The organism is Streptomyces sp. NPDC096046 (assembly GCF_040303285.1).
In the GTDB taxonomy this organism is placed as follows: Bacteria; Actinomycetota; Actinomycetes; order Streptomycetales; family Streptomycetaceae; genus Streptomyces.
This window is the reverse complement of record NZ_JBEOSZ010000075.1, coordinates 1-23,586: the sequence shown is the minus strand read 5'-3', so window position 1 is coordinate 23,586 and position 23,586 is coordinate 1. Positions and strand designations below refer to the sequence as shown.

Here is a 23,586-nt window from a genome sequence, read left to right as displayed (position 1 = left end):
TGCGTTTCCGACTCTATCAGATCTTTTCTCGACCCGATTTCCTCGGTGCTTTCCAGGTTTCCGCTTTCGCGTTTCCCTTTCCGGCGGTTCCGACTTTATCAGATGTTCTGAGTCGGATTTTCCTCCCCGGCCGGGCATGGTCCTGGTGCCTGAGTTGGCCCGGGTGCCCCGTCGGGAGGAGTTGCAAACCTACTGGAGCGGGGCGCCTCGATGCAAATCGAGGCGCCCCGCTCCCAGTTGGCGTGGGCTCAGGCCCGACGGGCCGTCAGACCTCCACCACCACAGGCAGGATCATCGGCCGGCGCCGGTAGGTGTCCGACACCCACTTGCCCAGCGTGCGGCGAACGAGCTGCTGGAGCTGGTGGGGTTCGACCACGCCGTCCTGCGCGGAGCGTTCGAGGACTTCCGTGATCCTGGGCGCGACATCGCTGAAGGCGGAGTCCTCGATGCCCGAGCCACGGGCCTGGATGTGCGGGCCGCCGGTGATCTTCCCGGTGGACGAGTCGATGACCACGAAGACAGAGATGATGCCCTCGTCGCCGAGAATCCTGCGATCCTTGAGGGCCGGCTCGCCCACGTCACCGACCGAGAGGCCGTCGACGTAGACGTAGCCCGCCTGGACCTTGCCGGAGATCTTGGCCTTGCCCTCGACGAGGTCGACGGCGACGCCGTCCTCGGCGATGACGATGCGGTCGTGGGGGACGCCGGTCAGGGCACCCAGCTCGGCGTTGGCACGCAGGTGACGCCATTCGCCGTGCACGGGCATCAGGTTCTTCGGGCGGCAGATGTTGTAGAAGTACAGCAGCTCGCCCGCGGAGGCGTGGCCGGAGACGTGGACCTTGGCGTTGCCCTTGTGGACCACGTTGGCGCCCCAGCGGGTGAGGCCGTTGATCACGCGGTAGACCGCGTTCTCGTTGCCGGGGATCAGCGACGACGCCAGGATGACCGTGTCGCCCTGGACGATGCGGATCTGGTGGTCGCGGTTGGCCATGCGGGACAGGGCCGCCATCGGTTCGCCCTGGGAGCCCGTGCAGACCAGGACCACCTCGCTGTCCGGAAGGTCGTCGAGCGTCTTGACGTCCACGACCAGGCCCGGCGGGACCTTCAGATAGCCCAGGTCCCGGGCGATGCCCATGTTGCGGACCATGGAGCGGCCGACGAAGGCCACGCGTCGGCCGTACTCGTGCGCCGCGTCCAGGATCTGCTGGATGCGGTGCACGTGGCTGGCGAAGCTCGCGACGATGATGCGCTTGCGGGCACCGGCGAAGACCTGACGCAGGACGTTGGAGATCTCCCGCTCCGGCGGGACGAACCCCGGCACCTCCGCGTTCGTCGAGTCCGAGAGGAGGAGGTCGATGCCCTCCTCGCTCAGGCGTGCGAAAGCGTGGAGGTCCGTGAGGCGGCTGTCCAGCGGGAGCTGGTCCATCTTGAAGTCGCCGGTGTGGACGACCATGCCCGCGGGGGTGCGGATGGCCACGGCCAGCGCGTCCGGGATGGAGTGGTTGACCGCGATGAACTCGCAGTCGAAGGAGCCGAGGCGCTCTCGGTGTCCCTCCGCCACCTCGAGGGTGTACGGGCGGATGCGGTGCTCCTGGAGCTTGGCCTCGATGAGGGCGAGGGTCAGCTTGGAGCCGATCAACGGGATGTCCGGCTTCTCGCGCAGGAGGTAGGGGACGCCGCCGATGTGGTCCTCGTGGCCGTGCGTGAGGACGATGCCCTCGATGTCGTCGAGGCGGTCCCTGATGGACGAGAAGTCCGGCAGGATCAGGTCGATTCCGGGCTGCTCCTCCTCGGGGAAGAGCACTCCGCAGTCGACGATCAGCAGACGGCCGCCGAATTCGAACACGGTCATGTTCCGGCCGATTTCGCCGAGGCCGCCGAGCGGAGTGACACGCAGGCCGCCCTCGGGAAGCGGCGGGGGCGTGCGGAGTTCGGGATGCGGATGACTCAAAAGACTCTCCTCACCACACACGCCACGTACCGGTGGGGCACGTGGCGCGCGTGACGTTCGTGCATGAGCAGTTGTGTGTGGGGTGGTGCGAGCACGTGGCCCGCTTATTCAGTTGTGAAGCAGATGCGCGGAGGTCCGCGCGAAGTCCGATGTCAGAGCTGTACCCCGCCGGCGGCAAGATCGATCTTGAGTTGCTCGATCTCCTCGGGCGCGCATTCGACCATGGGGGCGCGCAGGGGCCCGCCCGGCAGTCCCTGGAGGGCGAGCGCCGCCTTGGTCGTCATCACGCCCTGGGTGCGGAACATGCCCGTGTAGACGGCGAGCAGCTTCTGGTGGATCTCGGTGGCCTTCTGGACGTCGCCGGAGGTGTACGCCTCGACCAGGGCGCGCAGCTCGGGGGTGACGACGTGGCCGACGACCGAGACGAAGCCGACCGCGCCGACCGAGAGCAGGGGCAGGTTGAGCATGTCGTCGCCGGAGTACCAGGCGAGGCCGGAGCGGGCGATGGCCCAGCTGGCGCGGCCCAGGTCGCCCTTGGCGTCCTTGTTGGCGACGATCCGCGGGTGCTCGGCGAGGCGGACGAGCGTCTCGGTGTTGATCGGGACGCCGCTGCGGCCGGGGATGTCGTAGAGCATCACCGGGAGGCCGGTGGTGTCGGCGATCGCCGTGAAGTGCCGGTAGAGGCCTTCCTGCGGAGGCTTGTTGTAGTACGGGGTCACCACGAGCAGGCCGTGTGCGCCGGTGCGCTCGGCCGTGCGGGCGAGTTCGATGCTGTGGTGTGTGTCGTTGGTGCCGACTCCGGCCACCACGTGGGCTCGGTCTCCGACCACCTCCAGGACCGCCCGTACGAGATCCGCTTTCTCCGCGTCGCTGGTGGTCGGGGACTCGCCCGTGGTGCCGTTGATGACCAGGCCGTCGTTGCCTGCGTCCACCAGGTGGGTGGCGAGCCGCTGCGCGCCGTCGAGGTCGAGTGCGCCGTCCGCCGTGAAGGGCGTGACCATGGCGGTGAGGACCCGCCCGAAGGGGGTCTGCGGAGTCGAGGTCGGAGCCATGGGTTACACGCTACTCGTTGCTCAGGACCGGGTCTGCCCGCGGGGCGGGCGACAAGTCGCGACAAAGGTGGAGCCCGGCACTGCCTGCTCGGGGGTTCAAGCAGTGCCGGACCCGTTTGATCAGGCTAGATGAACTTCTCTAAATGCCGCAATACGGACACTTCGCGCGGCTGAACCGCACATCTGTACCTGACCGGCGACTCGGGGCGCGTTACGGCGCCACCCGTCCGTTCGCGTTGAAGGCCGCGTAGGTGAGCGGCATGAGCCGGGCCCACTCGGCCTCCATCTTCTCGCCGACCATCTCGATCTCGCGCTGCGGGAAGGACGGCACCTTGGCCAGCTCGTGCTGGGTGCGCAGCCCGAGGAAGTGCATCAGCGAGCGGGCGTTGCAGGTGGCGTACATCGAGGAGTACAGGCCGACCGGGAGGACCGCACGGGCGACCTCGCGGGCGACGCCGGCGGCGAGCATCTCCTGGTAGGCCTCGTACGCCTGGCGGTACGAGTCCTCCATGACACGGCCGACCAGTTCCTGCTGGGCCTGGGTGCCCTCGACGAAGACGTACTTGCCGGGGCGGCCCTCCTGCACCAGCTTGCGGGACTCGTCGGGGACGTAGAAGACGGGCTGGAGCTCGCGGTAGCGGCCGCTCTCCTCGTTGTACGACCAGCCGACGCGGTGCCGCATGAACTCGCGGAAGACGAAGATCGGGGCGCTGATGAGGAAGGTCATGGAGTTGTGCTCGAAGGGGCTGCCGTGCCGGTCCCGCATCAGGTAGTTGATCAGGCCCTTGGAACGCTCGGGGTCCTTCTTCAGCTCGTCCAGGGACTGCTCGCCCAGGGTCGAGACGCGGGCGGCGAAGAGGACGTCCGCGTCGGACGCGGTGTGCTTGACCAGCTCGACGGTGACGTCGCTGCGGTAGCTGGGCTTGAGGTCGTCGGCGGGGGTGTCGGTCACGGTTGGCAGGGCCTTCCCATCTCGTCGTGTGGCGACGCCACTCTACGGCTCGCCGAAATCCGTGCGATCGGTGCCGTGCCGCAATGAAGTCGGTGAAACAGGGCACCTCTGAGGGAGTTCGTTCGTCTCTACAGACGACAGTGATCCGTTCCACCCCGAAGGAGAAGCTTCCCTGATGTTCGGTCGGCGTGAACCCGTACCGTTTGCCTTCGTAGCCGAGGCCGACAGGTTCCGCAGCAATGTCACTCCCCCACCGCGCGAGCGGTCGTCCGTCGGTCAGATGGCCGGCCGTTGGCTGCTGGGGCTCACCATCGTGGCGGGGCTCGTGGGGTCCCTGGTCATCGGGATGCCCGCGCTGACGCCCGTCAAGACGGCTGATCAGCCTCAGCAGTCGCAGGCGTCCGAGAAGCGCTGAACCGCGCCGCACCGGCGGTGACTCCATCCGGCCCCCGCCAGTGGTGACCGGGGACACAGATCGGTAGCCTCACCGGGCACAGCCCACGCATGGATCGAGTGAGGACCAGCCGTGCCCCTGCCCTTCCTGACGGCCGACCGCGTTTTCGAGGCGGCGGACGACGTTCCGTTGCGCTACGACGACCGTGACCGCTGGCGGCGTCCGTACCGGCCCGGGCCGTGGCGGGTCGGAGCGGCGGCGCTCGCGCTGCTGCTCGCCTCGTTCGTGCTGTTCGCGGCGGTCATCATCGCCGTGACGGCCCAACTGACGTCGGCCGCGGTGGTGTTGGCCCTCGCGCTGCTCGTCATCGCCGCGGCGCTGCGGCTGCTGCGCATGGGTGTGTGGGTCAGCGCGCGCGGGCTGCGGCACGTGGGGTTCCTCACGACGCGTACGGCGTCCTGGGAACAGGTCGCCTCCGTGCGTACGGTGCAGCAGCCGGTGCGCTGGCTGAGTCTGCCGCGGACGGTGCAGGGGCAGGCGCTGCTGCTCGGACGCCAGGGCCGGGACACCGCCCCTTCGCCGCTGCTGACCACGCACAACGCGGACTTCCTGGGCCGCACGGAGGCCTTCGACCGGGCGGCGGACTCGGTCGAGGCGTGGGCCGAGGAGTACGGCCCGCGCTGACGTCCCGCGCTCATGCCTGCGGGGCCGGACCGTATGAACGGTCCGGCCCCGCAGGCATGAGCGGGAGTGGTTCAGGCGGCTTCGGGCTGCTTGCCGTCGTGCAGGGCGATCGCGCGCTGCATCGCCTTGCGGGCGCGCGGGGTGTCGCGGGCGTCGTGGTAGGCGACGGCCAGGCGGAACCAGGTGCGCCAGTCGTCGGGGGCGTCCTCCGTCTCGGCCTTGCGCTTGGCGAAGACCTCGTCGGCCGAGTCCCGGTCGATGCGCCCGCTGGGGGTGCGCCGCAGTTCGTCCACGGGCAGGCCGCCCTCGGCGTCGAGTTCGGCGGCGAGTTGGCCGGCCTTGCGGGCGAACTGGGTGTTCTTCCACAGGAACCACAGGCCGATGACCGGCAGGATCAGCACGGCGACACCGAAGGTGACGGTGAGGGCCGTGCCGGTTTCGATGAGCAGGACGCCGCGGCTGCCGACCAGGACGAAGTAGACGACCAGGACGGCGGCGGTGAGGGCGTAGGTGAGCTTCGCGCGCATGACGGTCAGGGGCTCAGTTCAGGTCCAGGAAGTGTTCCAGGCCGAAGGTCAGGCCCGGGGTGCTCACCACGCGGCGGGCGCCGAGCAGGATGCCCGGCATGAAGCTGCTGTGGTGGAGCGAGTCGTGCCGGACCGTGAGGGTCTCGCCCTCGGCGCCGAGCAGGACCTCCTGGTGGGCCAGCAGACCGCGCAGCCGGACGGCGTGGACCGGGACGCCGTCGACATCGGCGCCGCGGGCACCGTCGAGGGCGGTGGCCGTGGCGTCGGGGGCCGGGGCGGTGCCGGCGGCGCGGCGGGCCTCGGCGATGAGCTGGGCGGTGCGCGTGGCGGTGCCGGAGGGGGCGTCCACCTTGTTCGGGTGGTGCAGCTCGACGACCTCGACGGACTCGAAGTAGGGGGCGGCGAGCTGCGCGAACTTCATCGTGAGGACGGCCCCGATGGAGAAGTTCGGCGTGATGAGGACGCCCGTCTCCGGGGAGGCGGACAGCCAGCCGTTCAGCTGCGCGAGGCGCCCGTCGGTCCAGCCGGTGGTGCCGACGACCGCGTGGATGCCGTGACCGACGCAGAACTCGAGGTTGGCCATGACCGAGTCGGGCGTGGTCAGCTCGACCGCGATCTGGGCGCCGGAGTCGGTCAGCGTCTCCAGCTTGTCGCCCCGGCCGAGGGCGGCGACCAGTTCCATGTCCTCGGCGGCTTCGACGGCTCGTACCGCTTCCGAGCCGATCCGGCCCTTGGCCCCGAGGACCGCCACGCGCAGCTTGCTCATCTGTTGTGCTTCCTTCACCAGGGGGATGGTCAGGCGACGGCGTCGTTCAGGCGGGTCGCCTGTTTGTCCTTCAGCGGACCGATGACCGACAGGGAGGGCCGCCGTCCCAGGATCTCGCGGGCCACCTCGCGGACGTCATCGGGGGTGACCGACGTTATCCGGGACAGCATGTCGTCGACGGACATCTGCTCGCCCCAGCACAGCTCGCTCTTGCCGATACGGTTCATCAGCGCGCCGGTGTCCTCCAGGCCGAGGACGGTGGAGCCCTGGAGCTGGCCGATCGCACGCCCTATCTCGTCGTCGGACAGGCCGTGCTCGGCGACGTGGTCGAGTTCGTCGCGGCAGATCTTCAGCACGTCGTGCACCTGCGACGGACGGCAGCCGGCGTACACGCCGAACAGGCCGCAGTCGGCGAAGCCGGAGGTGTACGAGTACACGCTGTAGGCCAGGCCGCGCTTCTCGCGGACCTCCTGGAAGAGCCGGGAGGACATGCCGCCGCCGAGGGCGGTGTTCAGCACGCCCAGGGCCCAGCGCCGCTCGTCCGTGCGGGACAGGCCCGGCATGCCGAGCACGACATGTGCCTGCTCGGTCTTGCGGTCGACCAGCTCGACGCGGCCCGCGGTGCGCAGGGCACGCCTGCCGCCGCGCGGGGCGACGGGGTCGGCGGTGAGGTCCTTGAGGGCACCGGCCTTCTCGAAGGCGGCACGGACCTGCCGTACGACCTTGTTGTGGTCGATGTTGCCCGCGCAGGCGACGACCAGGTGGGTCGGGTCGTAGTGCTTCTTGTAGAAGCGGCGGATGCGGTCGGCGGTGAGGGCGTTGACCGTGTCGACCGTGCCGAGGACCGGGCGGCCGAGGGGGTTGTCGCCGAACATCGTGTGCGCGAACAGGTCGTGCACGCAGTCGCCCGGGTCGTCCTCGGTCATGGCGATCTCTTCGAGGATCGCGCCCCGCTCGACGTTCACGTCCTCTTCGAGGATGAGGGAGCCCGTCAGCATGTCGCAGACGACGTCGATGGCGAGCGGCAGGTCGGCGTCGAGCACGCGTGCGTAGTAGCACGTGTACTCCTTCGCCGTGAACGCGTTCATCTCGCCGCCGACCGCGTCGATGGCGGCGGAGATGTCCAGGGCGGACCTGCGGTTCGTGCCCTTGAAGAGCAAGTGCTCCAGGTAGTGGGTGGCGCCGTTCAGGGCCGGGGTCTCGTCGCGGGATCCGACGTGGGCCCAGATGCCGAAGGTCGCGGAGCGGACCGAGGGCAGGGTTTCGGTGACGATGCGCAGTCCGCCCGGGAGGGTGGTCTTGCGCACCGTGCCGATGCCGTTCTCGCCCTTGATGAGGGTTTGGGTACGGGCGACGGCCCGCACCTCCGAGGAGGTGCGGGCCGTCGCCTGGAAGTCACGGGACGTCACTGGTCGGCGTCGTCCTTCTTCTCGTCAGAGGCGTCCTCGCCCTCGATCACGGGGATCAGGGAGAGCTTGCCGCGGGAGTCGATCTCGGCGATCTCGACCTGGACCTTGGCGCCCACGCCGAGGACGTCCTCGACGTTCTCCACGCGCTTGCCGCCGGCGAGCTTGCGGATCTGCGAGATGTGCAGCAGTCCGTCCTTGCCCGGCAGCAGCGACACGAACGCGCCGAAGGTGGTCGTCTTCACGACCGTGCCCAGGTAGCGCTCGCCGACCTCCGGCATGGTCGGGTTGGCGATGCCGTTGATCGTGGTGCGGGCGGCCTCGGCGGACGGTCCGTCGACCGCGCCGATGTAGATCGTGCCGTCGTCCTCGATCGTGATGTCGGCGCCGGTGTCCTCCTGGATCTGGTTGATCATCTTGCCCTTGGGGCCGATGACCTCGCCGATCTTGTCCACGGGGATCTTTACGGTGATGATCCGCGGGGCGTTCGGGGACATCTCGTCCGGCGTGTCGATCGCTTCCATCATCACGTCGAGGATGTGGAGGCGCGCGTCACGGGCCTGCTTGAGAGCGGCGGCCAGGACGGAGGCGGGAATGCCGTCCAGCTTGGTGTCGAGCTGGAGGGCGGTCACGAACTCCTTGGTGCCGGCGACCTTGAAGTCCATGTCGCCGAAGGCGTCCTCCGCACCGAGGATGTCGGTGAGGGTGACGTAGTGCGTCTCACCCTCGATCTCCTGGGAGATCAGACCCATGGCGATACCGGCGACGGGGGCCTTCAGCGGCACACCGGCGTTCAGCAGCGACATGGTGGAGGCGCAGACCGAGCCCATGGACGTCGAGCCGTTGGAGCTCAGCGCCTCGGAGACCTGGCGGATGGCGTAGGGGAACTCCTCGCGCGTCGGCAGGACCGGCACCAGGGCGCGCTCGGCGAGGGCGCCATGGCCGATCTCGCGGCGCTTCGGGGAGCCGACGCGGCCGGTCTCGCCGGTGGAGTACGGCGGGAAGTTGTAGTTGTGCATGTAGCGCTTGCGGGTCACCGGGGAGAGGGTGTCCAGCTGCTGCTCCATGCGGAGCATGTTGAGCGTGGTGACGCCCAGGATCTGGGTCTCGCCACGCTCGAACACCGCGGAGCCGTGCACGCGCGGGATGGCCTCGACCTCGGCGGCGAGCGTACGGATGTCCGTCACGCCGCGGCCGTCGATGCGCTTCTTCTCCTTGATCACGCGCTCGCGGACCAGCTGCTTGGTGAGCGAGCGGTACGCGGCGGAGATCTCCTTCTCGCGGCCCTCGAACTCCGGGAGGAGCTTCTCGGCGGCCAGACCCTTGACGCGGTCCAGCTCGGCCTCGCGCTCCTGCTTGCCGGCGATGGTGAGCGCCTGGGCGAGCTCGGGCTTGACGGCCGCGGTGAGCGCCTCCAGGACGTCGTCCTGGTAGTCGAGGAAGATCGGGAACTCGCCGGTGGGCTTGGCGGCCTTCGCGGCGAGGTCGGCCTGGGCCTTGCAGAGCACCTTGATGAAGGGCTTCGCGGCGTCCAGACCGGCGGCGACGACCTCTTCGGTCGGCGCCTCGGCACCGCCCTTGACCAGCTGGATGGTCCTCTCGGTGGCCTCGGCCTCGACCATCATGATCGCGACGTCGCCGTCCTCCAGGGTGCGGCCCGCGACGACCATGTCGAAGACGGCGTCCTCGAGCTCGGTGTGCGTCGGGAAGGCCACCCACTGGCCGTTGATCAGCGCGACGCGGACGCCGCCGATCGGGCCGGAGAAGGGCAGGCCGGCCAGCTGCGTGGACGCGGACGCGGCGTTGATCGCCACGACGTCGTACAGGTGGTCGGGGTTGAGCGCCATGATCGTGGCGACGACCTGGATCTCGTTGCGCAGGCCCTTCTTGAAGGAGGGGCGCAGCGGGCGGTCGATCAGGCGGCAGGTGAGGATCGCGTCCTCGGAGGGGCGGCCCTCGCGGCGGAAGAAGCTGCCGGGGATCTTGCCGGCGGCGTACATCCGCTCCTCGACGTCCACCGTGAGGGGGAAGAAGTCGAGCTGGTCCTTGGGGTTCTTGGAAGCGGTGGTGGCCGACAGCACCATGGTGTCGTCGTCCAGGTACGCCACGGCGGAGCCGGCGGCCTGCTTGGCCAGGCGGCCCGTCTCGAAGCGGATGGTGCGGGTACCGAAGGCGCCATTGTCGATGACGGCCTCGGCGTAGTGGGTCTCGTTCTCCACTAGTGCTTTCTCCTCGTCCTCGTCTCCCGGCCCGTGTGGCGGGGAGACGGTTGTGGAGAAGCGCTCCGGGCTGTGCGGGCCGGTCTTCGATCGAAGCACCCGGGCTCGCTTCCCCCGGGGGCCACTACCGAGGACCGGCGGCGGCTGGGTGCGCCTCTCCTCTTCTTGTCGTGCTGTGTCGTTCGTCCTGCGTTGTGCTACCACACTACAAAGCAGTGGTGACACTCCGCACGTACAGCAAAGGGAGCGGTCCCCTTTCCTTCGGGAACCGCTCCCCTCACGGCGTCTTACTTGGCGCCCGCCGCACCGCGACGGATGCCGAGGCGGTCGACCAGCGCACGGAAGCGCTGGATGTCCTTCTTCGCCAGGTACTGGAGAAGACGGCGACGCTGACCCACCAGGATCAGCAGGCCACGGCGGGAGTGGTGGTCGTGCTTGTGGGTCTTGAGGTGCTCGGTCAGGTCCGAGATGCGGCGCGAAAGCATGGCGACCTGGACCTCGGGGGAGCCGGTGTCGCCCTCCTTCTGGCCGAACTCGGTGATGATCTGCTTCTTCGTAGCGGCGTCGAGCGGCACGCGTACTCCTCGTAGTCTGTGATGGCCACCGAGTGCCCCCGGTCTGTGTCTCGGGGGAGCTTCCATGACTCGGAAGGCGGGGATCCGCTGGGCGCGGCCTCCAGAGCGGTGAGCTCCGGGGGTGCGTACACAAACGGCCGTCGTCCAGGGTATCAGGCGGTCGGGGCCGTCTTTGCCCTGGTCCTTCGAACCTCCCGGCCGGAGGGGAGGGGGCCACTAGGGTGAGCGGATTCGGATCGTTCGTACGTCGGGAAGGGGTCGCTGCGGCATGGCGGAGACGGCAGAGGAGATCAAGGCACGCAAGGAGCGGGAGCGGGACGAGCTCTACGCCCTCGACATCTCCGGTGTCGAGTGGCACAGCGCGCCGGGGACCGAGAGCCACGAGGAGCGGGTCGAGATCGCCTACCTGCCCGAGGGGGCCGTGGCGATGCGCTCGTCACTCGACCCGGAGACGGTGCTGCGCTACACGGAGGCGGAATGGCGGGCGTTCGTGCTGGGGGCGCGGGACGGCGAGTTCGATCTTGAGCCGGGGGCGCGCGGCGGGGGGCCCGAAGCCGGGCGATGAGCGGCGCGGTGGACGACGAGGGGTGAGCCGGTGAACGGCCACCCCTCTTCGCATGTCTTGTGCTTCGTGTGCCGTGCGCTTCGTGTGCCGTGCGCTTCGTGTGCCGTGCGCTTCGTGTGCCGTGCGCTTCCCATGTCTCTTGCTTCGTATGTCTCGTGCGCCTCAAGGCTGATGCTTCCTCGTGACCCCAAGACGGTGACGCTGCACGGCAGTTCGCGATTCTTCACATGTATCGACCGGTTTGTTCACCAAAGTGCGTGCCGTATACGTCACTTCCGGACACCTTCCGGGCAGGTTGTGACGCGACGGACAACTGCTCGGGGGTGGACGGGCCTGCCGGGGCGGGGCTTGTGGTGATTAGGCTGGGACGGGGCGCGCCGTCGGAACCGTGGCAGGCGTCGGCGTCCCAGGGGGAAGGCGGGGGAGCCTGTGGAGCGGACGACCTCGGACGACCTCGATTCGCCTCGAGCGACTACGCACGACGTCGGACGACAAGCAAGGGTCGCCCAGCACGCTATGAGGGTGCTCGACCACACCAGGAGGAACACTGTGAGCAGCGATCGGGACGGGATCCGCGGGGGCTGGGCGACACCCGGCGATGACCAGCCCGACGCGGAGTCCGCGGCAGAGGTGACGGGCGAGTTCACCATCGACTACGCGCCGCCCGCCTGGTACACGCAGAACGCCTCGGGCAGCTCGAGTGCGGGGCAGGGGGCGGGGGCGGCGTCCGAGGACTCCAGTGCTTCGGGGGCGCCCGCGGGTTCGGGGGCGCCGGGAGCTTCCGGCGTGCCCGGAGGTACCGGGGCGCATGGGGCTCCCGGCGTGCCCGGAGGTACCGGGGCGCATGGGGCTTCCGGTGCCGCCGGAGGTTCGGGAGTTCCGGGGGCGGCCGGGACGCCCGGTGGTTCCGGGATGCCGCAGGGGCCGGTGCCGCCGCTGCCGGGGCTCACTCCGCCGCCGCACGCCAACCCTTCCGGTGGCCCTTCGTCCCTTCCGACGTCCCTGCCGGGGCAGGCCTCCGCCCTGGCTCCGGCGCCCGGGGCGCCCTTCACTCCTCCCGCGCCGGCACCCGCTCCGGGCGCTCCGTTCACGCCTCCCGCGCCCGCGCCCGGTGCGCCCTTCACGCCACCGACGCCGCCCGCACCCTCTTCCCAGAGTTCCTCCTCCGTGCCCAGGCTTCCGATGGGCAGCGGCTTCGAGCCGCAGGGACCGCAGCCGGGGGCTCAGCCCCAGGGGCAGACCGAGGCACCGGCGGGGAGCCCGGCCTCTCCCACGGCCGTGCCGAACATCCCCGTGAGCGGGTACCAGGCGCAGTGGACGCCGCCGACTCCGCCGCAGGCCCCGCCCGTTCCCGAAACTCAGGCGACTCCCCCTGCCACTCCTCCTGCCGCCCCTGAGGCCCCGACCGCTCCCGGCCTTTCGGCTGATCCGGTCGCCGACGACGCCGAGGAGCCGGGCGCCGGTGACCTCGACAGTGGCGCCACCGTGCGCTTCTCCGCCGTGGCCCTGCAGCGGGACATCGAGGAGCGTGCAGCGGCGCAGGGGGTTTCCTCGGCCGATACCGCCGACGCCCCCGGCGTCCCCGAGGTGTCGGGCGTCGATGGCGACGGTGACACCGAGAGCAAGGACGCCGACGAGGCCGTCATCGGTGCCCGTACCGATGACGCGGAGGACGACACCTCGGACGCGGTGTCGGAGTACGCGCTGGACGCGGACGCGTTCGCCGACGTGCCGCCGGCCGAGGAGTCCGAGTCGGCGAGCACGCGGCCGGAAGTCGAGGACGTGGCATCCGGTCTCCCCGAGCCGCAGGTCGCAGCGCCCGAGGACACCCCGTCCGAAGAAGCCGATGTCCAGGACTCCGCGCCCGACGACACCGGGGCGGAGGGCACCGGGTCTGAGGAGGCCGACCCTGAGGACGCTCGGCCGGAGGCGGACGAGCCCTTGAACGCCGTACCGGCCGTAACGGCCGAAGCTGAGCACCAGCAGAGCGAGGACGCGGGCGCGGCTACTGCGGAGCCTGTCGACTCGCGGGCTGCCGGCACTCCTCTCACGGACGCCGAGCCTGTGAGCGCCGGGGCCGCCGACGCGGTGTCCTCCGACGCCCAGTCCTCGGATGCCGAGCCCGTCGACAGCGTTCCCCAGGACAGCGTTCCCGAGGATGCCGCCGGGCCGGGGACGGGCGACGCCCAGCCGGCCTGGGCTCCCCCGGCCCCGCAGGGCGTGCCGCCGCTGCCGCCGTCGTACCAGCCGGCCGCCCCGGCGCCCGCGAGCCACTGGCCCGCACAGCCGCAGCAACAGCCGCAGGCCCAGCCCGCGGCCCCGAGCGTGCCCGCGCAGCCGACGGCGGCGCAGGGACAGCAGCAGCCGGTGCCGCCGCAGCCATCGGTACCGGCCCAGCAGCCGCCCTTCCAGCCGCAGGCGCCGCAGCCCGCGCCTGCCGCGTGGAACCAGTCGCCCGCCCAGCCCTCACCGCAGCCCGCTTACGGCTTCCCGCACCCGGGAGCCCAGCCCCCGGCCGCGCCGAACGCCCAGGGCGGCTACGGTTTCCCCCACCCCGGCGCCCCTGCGCAGGCGGCACCGGCCCAGCAGCCGGACGGCCCGCCCCTGCCTCCCCCGCAGGGCGGCTACGGCTTCCCGCAACAGGGCGCCCCGGTCCCGGCGGAACAGCAGCAGCCCCCGGCCCAGCAGCCCGCCGCACCGACGCCGACCCCACAGGACGGCTACGGCTTCCCGCAGCCTGGCACGCCCCACGCCCAGGGCGGTTACGGCTTCCCCCAGCCGCCCGGCCAGCAGCCCCAGGCCCAGCCCGTTCCCCCGCAGCCCCAACCACAGCCCGTTCCCCCGCAGGCCCAGCCGCAGCCCGTGGCCCAGCCTCCGCACACCGGGCAGCAGGAGCAGCAGCCGGGGCAGCCGGCCCATCCGGGTCAGCCCGGGCAGCCGTACTCCGGGCAGCCCCAGCAGCCCGTGGACCCCCGCACCGGTGCCGCCTGGCCGCAGCCGATGCGGCACGACCAGCGGCAGCCCACCAACCCCGGGGCCGCGCCGCTCGGCTACACCGCCGCCGTGGAGCTGTCGTCCGACCGGCTGCTCAACAGCAAGAAGCAGAAGGCGAAGAGCAGCCGTCCGGTGGCCGGTGGTGGTCGGTTCAAGATCGGCGGGAAGAAGGAGGAGGCCGAGCGGCAGCGGAAGCTGGAACTGATCCGCACGCCCGTGCTGTCCTGCTACCGGATCGCCGTGATCAGCCTCAAGGGCGGTGTCGGCAAGACGACCACGACCACCGCGCTCGGCTCCACGCTCGCCACCGAGCGGCAGGACAAGATCCTCGCGATCGACGCCAACCCGGACGCGGGCACCCTCGGGCGCCGGGTGCGGCGGGAGACCGGGGCCACCATCCGTGACCTCGTCCAGGCGATCCCGTACCTCAACTCGTACATGGACATCCGGCGGTTCACCTCGCAGGCCTCCTCGGGTCTGGAGATCATCGCCAACGACGTCGACCCGGCCGTGTCCACGACCTTCAACGACGAGGACTACCGGCGCGCGATCGACGTGCTGGGCAAGCAGTACCCGGTGATCCTCACCGACTCCGGTACCGGTCTGCTCTACAGCGCCATGCGCGGTGTGCTCGACCTGGCCGACCAGCTCATCATCATCTCGACGCCGTCCGTGGACGGTGCGAGCAGTGCCAGCACCACCCTGGACTGGCTGTCCGCGCACGGGTACGCCGACCTGGTCTCGCGGTCCATCACCGTCATCTCCGGAGTGCGCGAGACCGGCAAAATGATCAAGGTCGAGGACATCGTGACGCACTTCGAGACGCGCTGCCGCGGCGTCATCGTGGTGCCGTTCGACGAGCACCTCGCCGCCGGTGCCGAGGTCGACCTCGACATGATGCGGCCCAAGGTGCGGGAGGCGTACTTCAACCTCGCGGCTATGGTCGCCGAGGACTTCGTCCGGCATCAGCAGTCGCACGGCCTGTGGACCTCCGACGGCAACCCGCCGCCGGTCGCGGCCCCGCCGATGCCCGGCCATGCCATGCCCGGCCAGCCCTACGCCCAGCCGGGGCAGCAGCCTCCATACCCCGGGCAGCAGCACCCGGCGCCCGGTCAGCAGGTCCCCGGCCAGCCGGGCCCGTACCCGCAGCAGCCGCAGCCCGGCCAGCCGTACGCCCAGCCGGGTCAGCCGTATCCGCAGCCCGGCCAGCCCTATCCGCAGCAGGGTCAGCCCCCGGCCCAGCCCGGTCAGCCGTACCCGCAAGCCGTCGGCCGGCCATACCCGCAGGCCACTGCGCAGCCGCCCTACCCGCAGCCCGGTCAACCGGGACAGCCGGGTCCGCAGCCCGGGCAGCCGGCGGCCCACCCCGGGCAGCCGTACTCCCAACCCGGTCAGCCCTCGGCCGCTCCCCCGCAGCCGGGCTACGGCTACCCGCAGCCGGGGCAGCCCGGCCACCCGGCCACCCGGCCCGACGGGCAGACTCCGCCGCCCCCGCGCCCGGCCCAGCCCGACGGGCAGACTCCGCCGCCCCCGCCTCCGACGCAGTAATCGCCTCACCCGATCGGCCCTTTTCGAGGGGCCGATCCCCGCCCGGCCCGCGCCGTTCCGACTCGGCGCGGGCCTTGGCGCGTTCAGGGGTGAATTCCGTTGCCACGCCTTGGCCAGGGGCGCGTCAGTGGTCTCGACCAATGGGTGGGAAAAGCTCGCCAATTCGTTATTTTCGCAGGCCACAAGGGGTGAACACGCCGTTGACGGGTGGAGACGGCCGCTGGTACACACACAACACGCATCTGACACCTGATCAACCCGTCCTTCCCGTCCGAGCGATGACGCGAGGTCCGACCATGGGCACGAACGATCAGAAACGCAGCCTCCCGCACGGTCTCCGGCTCGTCGCCCTGGCCGGGGCGGCCGCGCTCACCCTCACCGCCGGTCTCGCGACCCCTCTCGACCCGGCGCCCCAGCGGGCCCGGGCGGCCGACGACGGCAAGAAGGTGCTGACCGTCGCGGTGGCGCAGAGCGTGGACTCGCTCAGCCCGTTCCTCGCGGTCCGGCTGCTCAGCACGAGCATCCACCGGCTCATGTACGAGTACCTGACCAACTACGACCCCAAGGACAACCACGCCATCCCGGGCCTGGCCACCAAGTGGGAGCCGTCGGCGGACAAGCTGACCTGGACGTACACGATCCGCGACAACTCCACGTGGTCGGACGGGCAGCAGGCCACCGCCGAGGACGCGGCCTGGACGTTCAACACGATGATGACCGACACCGGCGCGGCCACGGCGAACGGCAGCTACGTCGGGAACTTCCGCAAGGTGACCGCCCCGAGCCCCACCAAACTGGTCATCGAGCTGAAGAAGCCGCAGGCCACGATGGCCGCGCTGGACGTGCCGATCGTGCCGAAGCACGTGTGGGAGAAGGTCTCGGACCTCTCCGAGTTCAACAACGACAAGAGCTTCCCCGTGGTGGGGAACGGGCCGTTCGTGCTGAGCGGCTACAAGGCCGACAGCTATGTCCGGCTCAAGGCCAACAAGGGCTTCTGGCGCGGGGCGCCGAAATTCGACGAACTGGTCTTCCGCTACTACAAGGACCAGGACGCGGCCGTGTCGGCGCTGCGCAAGGGCGAGGTGTCCTTCGTCGCCGGGTCCCCGTCCCTGACACCCGCTCAGGCGGAGTCGTTGAAGGGCGCGGACGACATCCAGGTCAACGACGCCCCCGGCCGCCGCTTCTACGCCCTCGCCACCAACCCGGGTGCGAAGGCGAAGAACGGCGAGAAGTTCGGCGACGGCCATCCGTCCCTGCTGGACCAGCGGGTGCGCAACGCCCTGTTCCGGGCCGTCGACCGCGAGGCCATCATCGACAAGGTGTTCCGGGGCCACGCCGTCGAGGGCGAGGGCTACATCCCACCGCGTTTCCAGGAGTACTTCTGGAAGCCCTCCGCGAGCCAGAAGCTGGCGTACGACCCGGCCGAGGCCGCCCGGCTGCTCGACCGGGCGGGGTACAAGAAGAACGGCGACGGCAAGCGCGTCGGCAAGGACGGCAAGCCGATCACCTACCGCGTGCTGTGCCACGCCACCGACCCCAACGACAAGGCGATCGGCAAGTACCTCCAGGAGTGGTGGGGCGAGCTCGGCATCGGCGTCCGGCTCAACTGCCTGGACAACGTGACGGACCCCTGGCTGGCCGGCAGGTACGACCTGGCGTTCGACGGCTGGTCGGTCAACCCCGATCCGGACTTCGTGCTGTCCATCCACACCTGCGGCGCGCTCCCGGCGACCCCGAAGGACACGGGCGCGACGGACAACTTCATCTGCGACAGGAAGTACGACGAGCTCTACGCCCGGCAGCTCGCCGAGTACGACCCCGCCAAACGGGCGGACATCGTCAAGCAGATGGAGTCGCGGCTGTACGACCTCGGGTACATGAACGTCATGGCGTATCCGAACGCGGTCGAGGCCTTCCGGACGGACCAGATCAAGTCGATCACGACCATGCCGGCGAAGGCGGGCAACATCTACGGCCAGGACGGCTACTGGAGCTGGTGGTCGGCGGTCCCCGCGGACTCCGGCGGTTCCTCCGACACCGCGTCGTCCACCGGGGTCGTGGCCGGGATCGCCGCGGGTGTCGTGGTCCTGGCCGGGCTCGGTGTCTTCGCGGCGATGCGGCGGCGGGCCACCGCCGAGGAACGCGAGTAGGGCGGCGAGCAGGTACTCATGACCGCTGACGCGACCCCCGCGCTGGTCGAGGACAAGCAGCAGACGGCCGCAGGGCCGCGGGTACGCAAGGGCTCCGCGTACCCGCGGTACCTGGCGGGCAAGGTGGCCGGTGCCGCCGTGTCGCTGCTGGCCGTGCTCGTGACCAGCTTCTTCCTCTTCCGGCTGATCCCGGGTGACCCGGTGAAGACCATGACGGGCGGCCGTCAGGTGTCGGCGGAGCAGCTGGCCGCATATCGGGAGGAGTTCGGGCTCGACCTGCCGTTGTGGCGGCAGTTCACCGACTACTGCGGCAAGGCCCTCACGGGCGACTTCGGCACGTCGTACCAGTTCCGCGCCCCCGTCGTCGACAAGATCACCGAGGCGCTGCCGAACACCCTGCTGCTCACCGGGACCGCGTTCGTCCTCTACACGGCGCTGGGCATCCTCCTCGGCACCCGGTCGGCCTGGCGGCACGGGAAACTCGGCGACCGCGTCAACACGGGCCTCGCGCTGACGCTGTACTCCATCCCGTCCTTCTGGCTGGGACTGCTGCTGATCATCGTGCTGTCGGTGGGCATCGGCCCGCTGCCCGGCGTGTTCCCGACCGGCGGCATGGAGTCGGGCGGCGAGGAGGGCTTCGCGTACGTCCTCGACGTGGCGCACCATCTGGTGCTGCCGGTGGTGACGCTGGTGGCCGTGGAGTACGGGCAGACGCTGCTGGTCACGCGGTCGGCGCTGCTGGACGAGATGGGCAGCGACTACCTGACGACCGCACGGGCCAAGGGGCTGCGCGACGACCTCGTGCGCCGTCGGCACGCCGTGCCGAACGCGCTGCTGCCGACCGTGACGCTGATCTTCATCAACCTCGGCCGGACGGTGGCGGGCGTGATCCTCGTGGAGACGGTGTTCTCCTGGCCCGGTCTCGGCGGGCTGTTCTACCAGGCGCTGAGCGTGCCCGATCTGCCCCTCGTCCAGGGCCTGTTCTTCGTGTTCGCCGCCGCGGTGATCCTGATGAACACCCTCGCCGACCTGGTCTATCCACTGCTGGACCCCCGGGTGGCCCGATGACGACGACGACCGATGCGGCCCCGAGCCCGCGCGCCCTCGCCCGGCGGCGACGCCGGGCGTCCGTCACCCGCTTCTGGCGGCGGTACCGCTCCGAGCGGGCGGGGCTGTACGGCCTGACCGCGCTGTCGCTGTGCGCGCTGCTGGCGCTGTTCGCACCGCTGTTCGTGGGCTCCGACGTGAGCAGCGTGACCACCGCGCCGGGGCGTCCGATGCAGAGCCCGAGCGCCGAGTTCCCCCTCGGCACCGACCAGTTCGGGCGGGACCTGCTGGGCCTGGTGATCTGGGGCTCGCGGGTGTCGCTGCTGGTCGGGCTGCTCGCCGCCGTGCTGTCGGTGTCGATCGGCACCCTGATCGGGGTGACGGCGGGGCACTTCAAGGGCTGGTACGCGACGGTGATGATGCGGATCACCGACTGGTTCCTGGTCATGCCGACGTTGGTGCTGGCGATCGCCCTGGCGACCGTGATGTCCCGCTCGCTGACCACGACGGTCGTCGCGATCGGCGTGACCACCTGGCCTACCACGGCCCGGCTGGTGCGCGCCCAGACCCTCGCCGTGGAGACCCGGCCGTACATCGAGCGGGCGAGGGCGCTCGGCGGCGGCCACCGGCACATCATGTCCCGGCACGTTCTGCCCAACGTGATGCCACTGGTGCTGGCCCAGACGACGTTGATCATCTCCTCGGCCATCCTCGCCGAGGCGACCCTCGCCTTCCTCGGCCTGGGCGACCCGACGGTCGTGTCGTGGGGCGGGTTGCTCCAGGACGCGCGCGAGGCGGGCGCGGTCAGTGCCGGGGACTGGTGGTACCTGGTGCCGCCGGGCATCGCCATCGCCGTGGTGGCGCTGGCGTTCACGCTGTGCGGCCGAGCCGTGGAGTCCGTCCTCAACCCCAGGCTGGGGGTGTCGCGTTGAGTCTGCTCGACGTCAGAAACCTGACCGTGACGTACGCGGGCGGGGCGGCCGCCGTGCGCGGGGTGGACCTGCGCCTGGAGGCGGGCCACAAGCTCGGCCTCGCCGGGGAGTCCGGCTGCGGCAAGTCCACGCTGGCGCTGGCCCTGCTGCGGCTGCTGCCGGCGGGCGCCCGGATCACCGGGGAGGTGCTCCTGGACGGCGAGGACGTGCTGACCATGAAGTGGGGCCGGGTCCGGGCGGTCCGCTGGGCCGGGGCCTCCATCGTCTTCCAGGGCGCGATGCACTCCCTGAACGCCGTGCACCGCGTCGGTGACCAGATCGCCGAGCCGATTCTGCTGCACAGGAAGGCCACCGCCGCCGGGGCCAAGAGAAGGACCGGCGAGCTGCTGGAGCAGGTCGGGCTGCCGACGGCCCGCGCGGACGCCTACCCGCACGAGCTGTCCGGCGGACAGCGCCAGCGCGTCATGATCGCCATGGCGCTGGCCTGCGCCCCCCGGCTGGTCATCGCCGACGAGCCGACCACCGCCCTGGACGTGATGATCCAGGCCCAGATCCTCCGGCTCATCGAGGAGCTGGTCGCGGACCAGGACCTCGGCCTCGTCATGATCAGCCACGACCTGGCGGTCCTCGCCGACACCTGCGACCGGCTCGCGGTGATGTACGCGGGCCGGGTGGTCGAGGAGGGCCCGGCCGCCCAGGTGTACGAGAACGCCCGGCACCCGTACGCCGAGGCCCTCTCCGCCGCGTTCCCGCGCATCGGCGACCCGGCGTCCCGGTTCGCGCCGCGGGGGCTGGCGGGTGACCCACCGGACCCGGGGGCGCTGCCGTCCGGCTGCACGTTCCATCCTCGGTGCCCGGTGGCGCTGGAGTCCTGCGCCGAGGAGGACCCGGCGCTGCGCGCGGCGGGACCGGAGCGGCGGGCGGCGTGCGTGTTGGTCGGCCCGCCGGGCGCGGCGGCCGTCGAGGCGCGGACGGCGACGGAACCGGAGTCCCGGGAGACGGTCCGGGATGAGCGGGCGGCCCGGGAGGCGGCCCGGAATCCGGCGGCCCGGGAGGCGGCCCGTGGTGATCGGGCGGCCCGGGAGGCGGCCCGGAATCCGGCGGCCCGGGATGAGCGGGCGGCCGAAGAGCCGGAAGCCCTGGAGGAAGCGAGGCCCAGCACGCCATGACCCTCTCCCCCACGGCCCCCGAGGTCACCACGGCCCCGCTGCTGAGCGTCCAGGGCCTGCACGTCACCTTCCCCGGCCGGCACGGCGGCCCCCGGGCCCGCGCGGTGGACGGCGTCGACCTCGACATCCGCCGCGGCGAGATCGTCGCGCTGGTCGGCGAGTCCGGCTGCGGCAAGACGACCCTGGCCCGCGCTCTGCTGGGCCTGGTCGAGCCGACGGCGGGCCGGGTCACCTTCGACGGCCGCCCGCTGGACTACTCCGGCCGGTCCCTCAAGGCCTACCGCAAACGCGTCCAGCTGGTGCTCCAGGATCCGAGCGGCTCCCTCAACCCCCGCCACACGGTGTACGACGCGATCGCCGAGGGCCTGCGCATCCACGGCTACGGCGGCGACGAGCGCACAGCGGTCGCCGAGGCCCTGTCCCGGGCCGGTCTGCGTCCCCCGGAGCGCTTCTTCCTGCGCTACCCGCACGAACTGTCCGGCGGGCAGCGCCAGCGTGTCGTCATCGCCGGCGCGCTCGTCCTGGAACCCGAACTCCTCGTCGCCGACGAACCGGTGGCGTCCCTGGACGCCTCGGTACGCGGCGAGATCCTCGCCCTGCTGCTGCGACTGCGCGCCGAACTGGGCCTGTCCGCGCTGGTCGTCACGCACGATCTGGGCCTGGCGTGGAACATCGCCGACCGGGTCGCCGTGATGTACCTGGGCCGGATCGTGGAGACGGGCCCGGTGGAGCGGGTCCTGACGGCTCCTCGGCACCCCTACACGCAGGCCCTGCTGTCGGTCCTCCCGGAGGCCCCCGGCGCCCCGGTGGTCCTCACGGGGGAGCCCCCGGACCCGTCGCGTGTGCCGCCAGGATGCCGCTTCCATGCCCGCTGCCAGGTGCTGGCGAGCGGTGAGGCGGAACGGGCGGGCGTCGCGGACGCGTGCCGCGGCCAGGATCCGGAGATCCTCGGCGGCGGCGGCACGGCCCAGGTCGCATGCCACTGGGCGACGCGCTGAAGCGAAGCCGAGCCCAGTGCCCGGGGGCGTCGCCGGCTAGGCGGCGGGCTTCCCGGTGTGGGCGAGCGCGCTGGGGGTTCGGCAGCCGACGATCGCCGGGGCTTCCCGGACGAGCGTGTCGTCGGTGAGCGCTTCCACCATGAACAGCGCGAAGTCCACCCGGCGCGTCCGGTTGCTGGCCAGTACCGGGTCGCCGACACGCCGGCTCCACACGGGCAGGCCCTGGCTTTCGCCCTCCTCCAGGCTGCTGCCGCGCACCACGGTCCACCGGGTGTCGCTGGCGAACACCCGTCGGCACGCCTCGACCTGGTCGTCGATCTCGACGGCGCGGACGAGTTTGCCCAGCGCGGCGGCGATCCGGACACCCAGGGTGAACATCCGTGAGTAGCTGTCCTTGCCGTCGCGTGTGATGTGCCAGCCACAGGAGAAGACCAGGCGCGCGCCCGGCTGTGCGTGGTCGAGCACCGCCTGTGCCGTGCCCGACGCGTACTGCCGCACACCCCACGGCACCAGCACCGTGAGCACCCCGTCGCACCCGGCGACCGCCCGCCGGATCACCTCCGGGTCGTCAGTGGGCCCGGGGACGACGGTCATCCGGCCTTCGAACGCGGCCAGCTTCGGCACGCTGCGTTCCCGGCACACCCCGACCACCTCGTAGCCGCGTTCCAGCGCGTGCCCGACCATGTACTGCCCGAGCTTCCCCGAAGCCCCGATGACGCAGACCTTCTTCACGCGATCCGTTCCCATGGCGCAGCCCCTTCGCCGGAATGTCTACCTTATGTTGTAAGGCAAGGTAGCCTTATACTGTAAGGCGGTCAAGGAGAGCGCACGGGGAAGCGAGCGGGAGGGCTCTGGATGCGCGAGGGAAACAAGGGCCGGCGCGGGGCTTCTGGGCGCACTCCGCTCAGTCGTGAGCGCGTGATTCGCACGGCCGTGGCCGTGGCGGACGAGAAGGGGGTGGCGGCGCTCACCATGCGGGCCATCGCCGAACCGCTGGGCGTCGAGGCGATGTCGCTCTACCACCACGTCGCGGGCCGGGAGGACATCCTGGACGGCATGGTGGACGCGGTGTTCGGCGAGATCGACCTGCCCCCGCGCGACACGGGCTGGAAGAGTGCCCTGCGCCACCGCGCGGAGTCCGCCCGCGCCGTCCTCAGGCGCCATCCCTGGGCCGTCGGCCTCATGGACTCCCGTTCCCGGCCCGGCCCGGCGACCCTGCGCCATCACGACGCCGTCATCGGCACGCTGCGCGCCGGAGGGTTCTCCGTCTCCATGGCCGCGCACGCCGTCTCACTGATCGACAGCTACCTGTACGGGTTCGTGCTCCAGGAGCTGAGCCTGCCGTTCCGAGGCGCGGCCGAGCTGGACGAGGTCGCGGGCGCGATCCTGCGCGACATGCCCGCCGACACCTACCCCCACCTCACCGAACTGGCCACCGAACACGTCCTCAAGCCCGGCTACGAGTACGCCGACGAGTTCGTCTTCGGCCTCACCCTCGTCCTCGACGCCCTCCACCCGGACGAAACGTGAGCACAGCGCGCGCGGGCGGGCCTGCCGGGGACCGCTAGTGCCGCAGCAGGCAACGTTCGCCCCGTCGCGACGCCCGGCACGCACTCTCGCCGCACCGGGCGCAAGCCCAAGTACACCCAGTACGAGG

At 70.9% G+C, this 23,586-nt stretch carries 19 protein-coding genes and 1 pseudogene; 11 read left to right on the top strand and 9 right to left on the bottom strand.

The annotated features are described in order from the left end of the window. Positions 1 to 265 precede the first annotated feature (265 nt). From ABTX62_RS35800 to thyX, 3 genes are all read right to left on the bottom strand, one after another. Entirely contained in the window at positions 266 to 1,951 is a 1,686-nt protein-coding gene (locus tag ABTX62_RS35800; RefSeq protein ID WP_283970355.1) for a ribonuclease J, read from the bottom strand. Between the two features lie 152 nt (positions 1,952 to 2,103). Continuing rightward, entirely contained in the window at positions 2,104 to 3,003 is a 900-nt protein-coding gene (dapA, locus tag ABTX62_RS35795; protein ID WP_352120095.1) for a 4-hydroxy-tetrahydrodipicolinate synthase, read from the bottom strand. A gap of 211 nt (positions 3,004 to 3,214) precedes the next feature. After that, positions 3,215 to 3,955 (bottom strand): FAD-dependent thymidylate synthase, encoded by a 741-nt coding sequence (gene thyX / locus ABTX62_RS35790; protein WP_352120094.1) that lies wholly within the window; start codon positions 3,953 to 3,955, stop codon positions 3,215 to 3,217. Positions 3,956 to 4,130: 175 nt separating this feature from the next. Here thyX and ABTX62_RS35785 point away from each other — a divergent pair, with 175 nt between their 5' ends. Both ABTX62_RS35785 and ABTX62_RS35780 read left to right on the top strand, forming a co-directional pair. Further along, on the top strand, positions 4,131 to 4,370 hold the full coding sequence (locus ABTX62_RS35785; protein ID WP_352120093.1) for a hypothetical protein: 240 nt from the start codon (positions 4,131 to 4,133) through the stop codon (positions 4,368 to 4,370). A gap of 111 nt (positions 4,371 to 4,481) precedes the next feature. After that, positions 4,482 to 5,033 carry an SCO5741 family PH domain-containing membrane protein gene (locus ABTX62_RS35780; protein ID WP_352120092.1) on the top strand — a complete coding sequence of 184 codons (552 nt, stop codon included), beginning with the start codon at positions 4,482 to 4,484 and terminating at the stop codon, positions 5,031 to 5,033. A 71-nt stretch (positions 5,034 to 5,104) separates the two neighbouring features. Here ABTX62_RS35780 and ABTX62_RS35775 read toward each other — a convergent pair whose 3' ends face one another. The 5 genes from ABTX62_RS35775 to rpsO form a co-directional block, all read right to left on the bottom strand. Then, positions 5,105 to 5,560 carry a tetratricopeptide repeat protein gene (locus ABTX62_RS35775; protein WP_283970350.1) on the bottom strand — a complete coding sequence of 152 codons (456 nt, stop codon included), beginning with the start codon at positions 5,558 to 5,560 and terminating at the stop codon, positions 5,105 to 5,107. A gap of 13 nt (positions 5,561 to 5,573) precedes the next feature. Continuing rightward, positions 5,574 to 6,326 (bottom strand): 4-hydroxy-tetrahydrodipicolinate reductase, encoded by a 753-nt coding sequence (gene dapB / locus ABTX62_RS35770; protein ID WP_352120091.1) that lies wholly within the window; start codon positions 6,324 to 6,326, stop codon positions 5,574 to 5,576. A gap of 29 nt (positions 6,327 to 6,355) precedes the next feature. Then, entirely contained in the window at positions 6,356 to 7,735 is a 1,380-nt protein-coding gene (locus ABTX62_RS35765; protein WP_352120090.1) for a M16 family metallopeptidase, read from the bottom strand. Further along, entirely contained in the window at positions 7,732 to 9,951 is a 2,220-nt protein-coding gene (locus tag ABTX62_RS35760) for a polyribonucleotide nucleotidyltransferase (protein ID WP_352120089.1), read from the bottom strand. The genes ABTX62_RS35765 and ABTX62_RS35760 overlap by 4 nt, the downstream gene beginning before the upstream one ends. Before the next feature lie 287 nt (positions 9,952 to 10,238). Next, positions 10,239 to 10,526 (bottom strand): 30S ribosomal protein S15, encoded by a 288-nt coding sequence (gene rpsO, locus ABTX62_RS35755; RefSeq protein WP_003993372.1) that lies wholly within the window; start codon positions 10,524 to 10,526, stop codon positions 10,239 to 10,241. Positions 10,527 to 10,794: 268 nt separating this feature from the next. Here rpsO and ABTX62_RS35750 point away from each other — a divergent pair, with 268 nt between their 5' ends. The 8 genes and pseudogenes from ABTX62_RS35750 (at position 10,795) to ABTX62_RS35720 (ending at position 21,929) form a co-directional block, all read left to right on the top strand. Further along, positions 10,795 to 11,091 (top strand): DUF397 domain-containing protein, encoded by a 297-nt coding sequence (locus ABTX62_RS35750; protein ID WP_352120088.1) that lies wholly within the window; start codon positions 10,795 to 10,797, stop codon positions 11,089 to 11,091. 516 nt (positions 11,092 to 11,607) lie between these two features. Further along, positions 11,608 to 11,769: pseudogene (locus ABTX62_RS38100) on the top strand (SCO5717 family growth-regulating ATPase); the annotation flags it as partial. 489 nt (positions 11,770 to 12,258) lie between these two features. Next, positions 12,259 to 15,633 (top strand): MinD/ParA family ATP-binding protein, encoded by a 3,375-nt coding sequence (locus tag ABTX62_RS35745; RefSeq protein WP_502998079.1) that lies wholly within the window; start codon positions 12,259 to 12,261, stop codon positions 15,631 to 15,633. Positions 15,634 to 15,929: 296 nt separating this feature from the next. Then, positions 15,930 to 17,783, top strand: a complete 1,854-nt coding sequence (locus ABTX62_RS35740; RefSeq protein WP_352120086.1) for an ABC transporter substrate-binding protein — start codon at positions 15,930 to 15,932, stop codon at positions 17,781 to 17,783. A gap of 18 nt (positions 17,784 to 17,801) precedes the next feature. After that, positions 17,802 to 18,851: an ABC transporter permease gene (locus ABTX62_RS35735; protein ID WP_352120085.1), complete on the top strand. Its 1,050-nt coding sequence runs from the start codon at positions 17,802 to 17,804 to the stop codon at positions 18,849 to 18,851. Continuing rightward, the gene (locus ABTX62_RS35730) at positions 18,848 to 19,762 is read left to right on the top strand and encodes an ABC transporter permease (RefSeq protein WP_352120084.1); all 915 of its coding nucleotides are present in this window, start codon (positions 18,848 to 18,850) and stop codon (positions 19,760 to 19,762) included. Before ABTX62_RS35735 ends, ABTX62_RS35730 begins: the two co-directional genes overlap by 4 nt. Further along, the gene (locus ABTX62_RS35725) at positions 19,759 to 20,931 is read left to right on the top strand and encodes an ABC transporter ATP-binding protein (protein WP_352120083.1); all 1,173 of its coding nucleotides are present in this window, start codon (positions 19,759 to 19,761) and stop codon (positions 20,929 to 20,931) included. Before ABTX62_RS35730 ends, ABTX62_RS35725 begins: the two co-directional genes overlap by 4 nt. After that, positions 20,928 to 21,929, top strand: a complete 1,002-nt coding sequence (locus tag ABTX62_RS35720; RefSeq protein ID WP_352120082.1) for an ABC transporter ATP-binding protein — start codon at positions 20,928 to 20,930, stop codon at positions 21,927 to 21,929. The genes ABTX62_RS35725 and ABTX62_RS35720 overlap by 4 nt, the downstream gene beginning before the upstream one ends. A gap of 36 nt (positions 21,930 to 21,965) precedes the next feature. On the opposite strand, the gene ABTX62_RS35715 is transcribed toward ABTX62_RS35720, so the two are convergent. Beyond that, entirely contained in the window at positions 21,966 to 22,676 is a 711-nt protein-coding gene (locus ABTX62_RS35715; RefSeq protein WP_352120081.1) for an NAD(P)-dependent oxidoreductase, read from the bottom strand. Between the two features lie 108 nt (positions 22,677 to 22,784). On the opposite strand from ABTX62_RS35715, the gene ABTX62_RS35710 reads away from it, so the two are divergent. Next, complete coding sequence (locus ABTX62_RS35710) at positions 22,785 to 23,459, top strand: TetR/AcrR family transcriptional regulator (protein WP_352120080.1); 675 nt, start codon at positions 22,785 to 22,787, stop codon at positions 23,457 to 23,459. Positions 23,460 to 23,586: the final 127 nt, after the last annotated feature.

What these genes read in the sequence shown, in the direction of transcription:
- dapB (WP_352120091.1), bottom strand. Translation starts at nt 6,326, where the DNA reads ATGAGCAAGCTGCGCGTGGCGGTCCTCGGGGCCAAGGGCCGGATCGGC.
- ABTX62_RS35735 (WP_352120085.1), top strand. Translation starts at nt 17,802, where the DNA reads ATGACCGCTGACGCGACCCCCGCGCTGGTCGAGGACAAGCAGCAGACG.
- dapA (WP_352120095.1), bottom strand. Translation starts at nt 3,003, where the DNA reads ATGGCTCCGACCTCGACTCCGCAGACCCCCTTCGGGCGGGTCCTCACC.
- ABTX62_RS35710 (WP_352120080.1), top strand. Translation starts at nt 22,785, where the DNA reads ATGCGCGAGGGAAACAAGGGCCGGCGCGGGGCTTCTGGGCGCACTCCG.
- ABTX62_RS35775 (WP_283970350.1), bottom strand. Translation starts at nt 5,560, where the DNA reads ATGCGCGCGAAGCTCACCTACGCCCTCACCGCCGCCGTCCTGGTCGTC.
- ABTX62_RS35785 (WP_352120093.1), top strand. Translation starts at nt 4,131, where the DNA reads ATGTTCGGTCGGCGTGAACCCGTACCGTTTGCCTTCGTAGCCGAGGCC.
- ABTX62_RS35750 (WP_352120088.1), top strand. Translation starts at nt 10,795, where the DNA reads ATGGCGGAGACGGCAGAGGAGATCAAGGCACGCAAGGAGCGGGAGCGG.
- ABTX62_RS35730 (WP_352120084.1), top strand. Translation starts at nt 18,848, where the DNA reads ATGACGACGACGACCGATGCGGCCCCGAGCCCGCGCGCCCTCGCCCGG.
- ABTX62_RS35740 (WP_352120086.1), top strand. Translation starts at nt 15,930, where the DNA reads ATGGGCACGAACGATCAGAAACGCAGCCTCCCGCACGGTCTCCGGCTC.
- ABTX62_RS35715 (WP_352120081.1), bottom strand. Translation starts at nt 22,676, where the DNA reads ATGGGAACGGATCGCGTGAAGAAGGTCTGCGTCATCGGGGCTTCGGGG.
- ABTX62_RS35720 (WP_352120082.1), top strand. Translation starts at nt 20,928, where the DNA reads ATGACCCTCTCCCCCACGGCCCCCGAGGTCACCACGGCCCCGCTGCTG.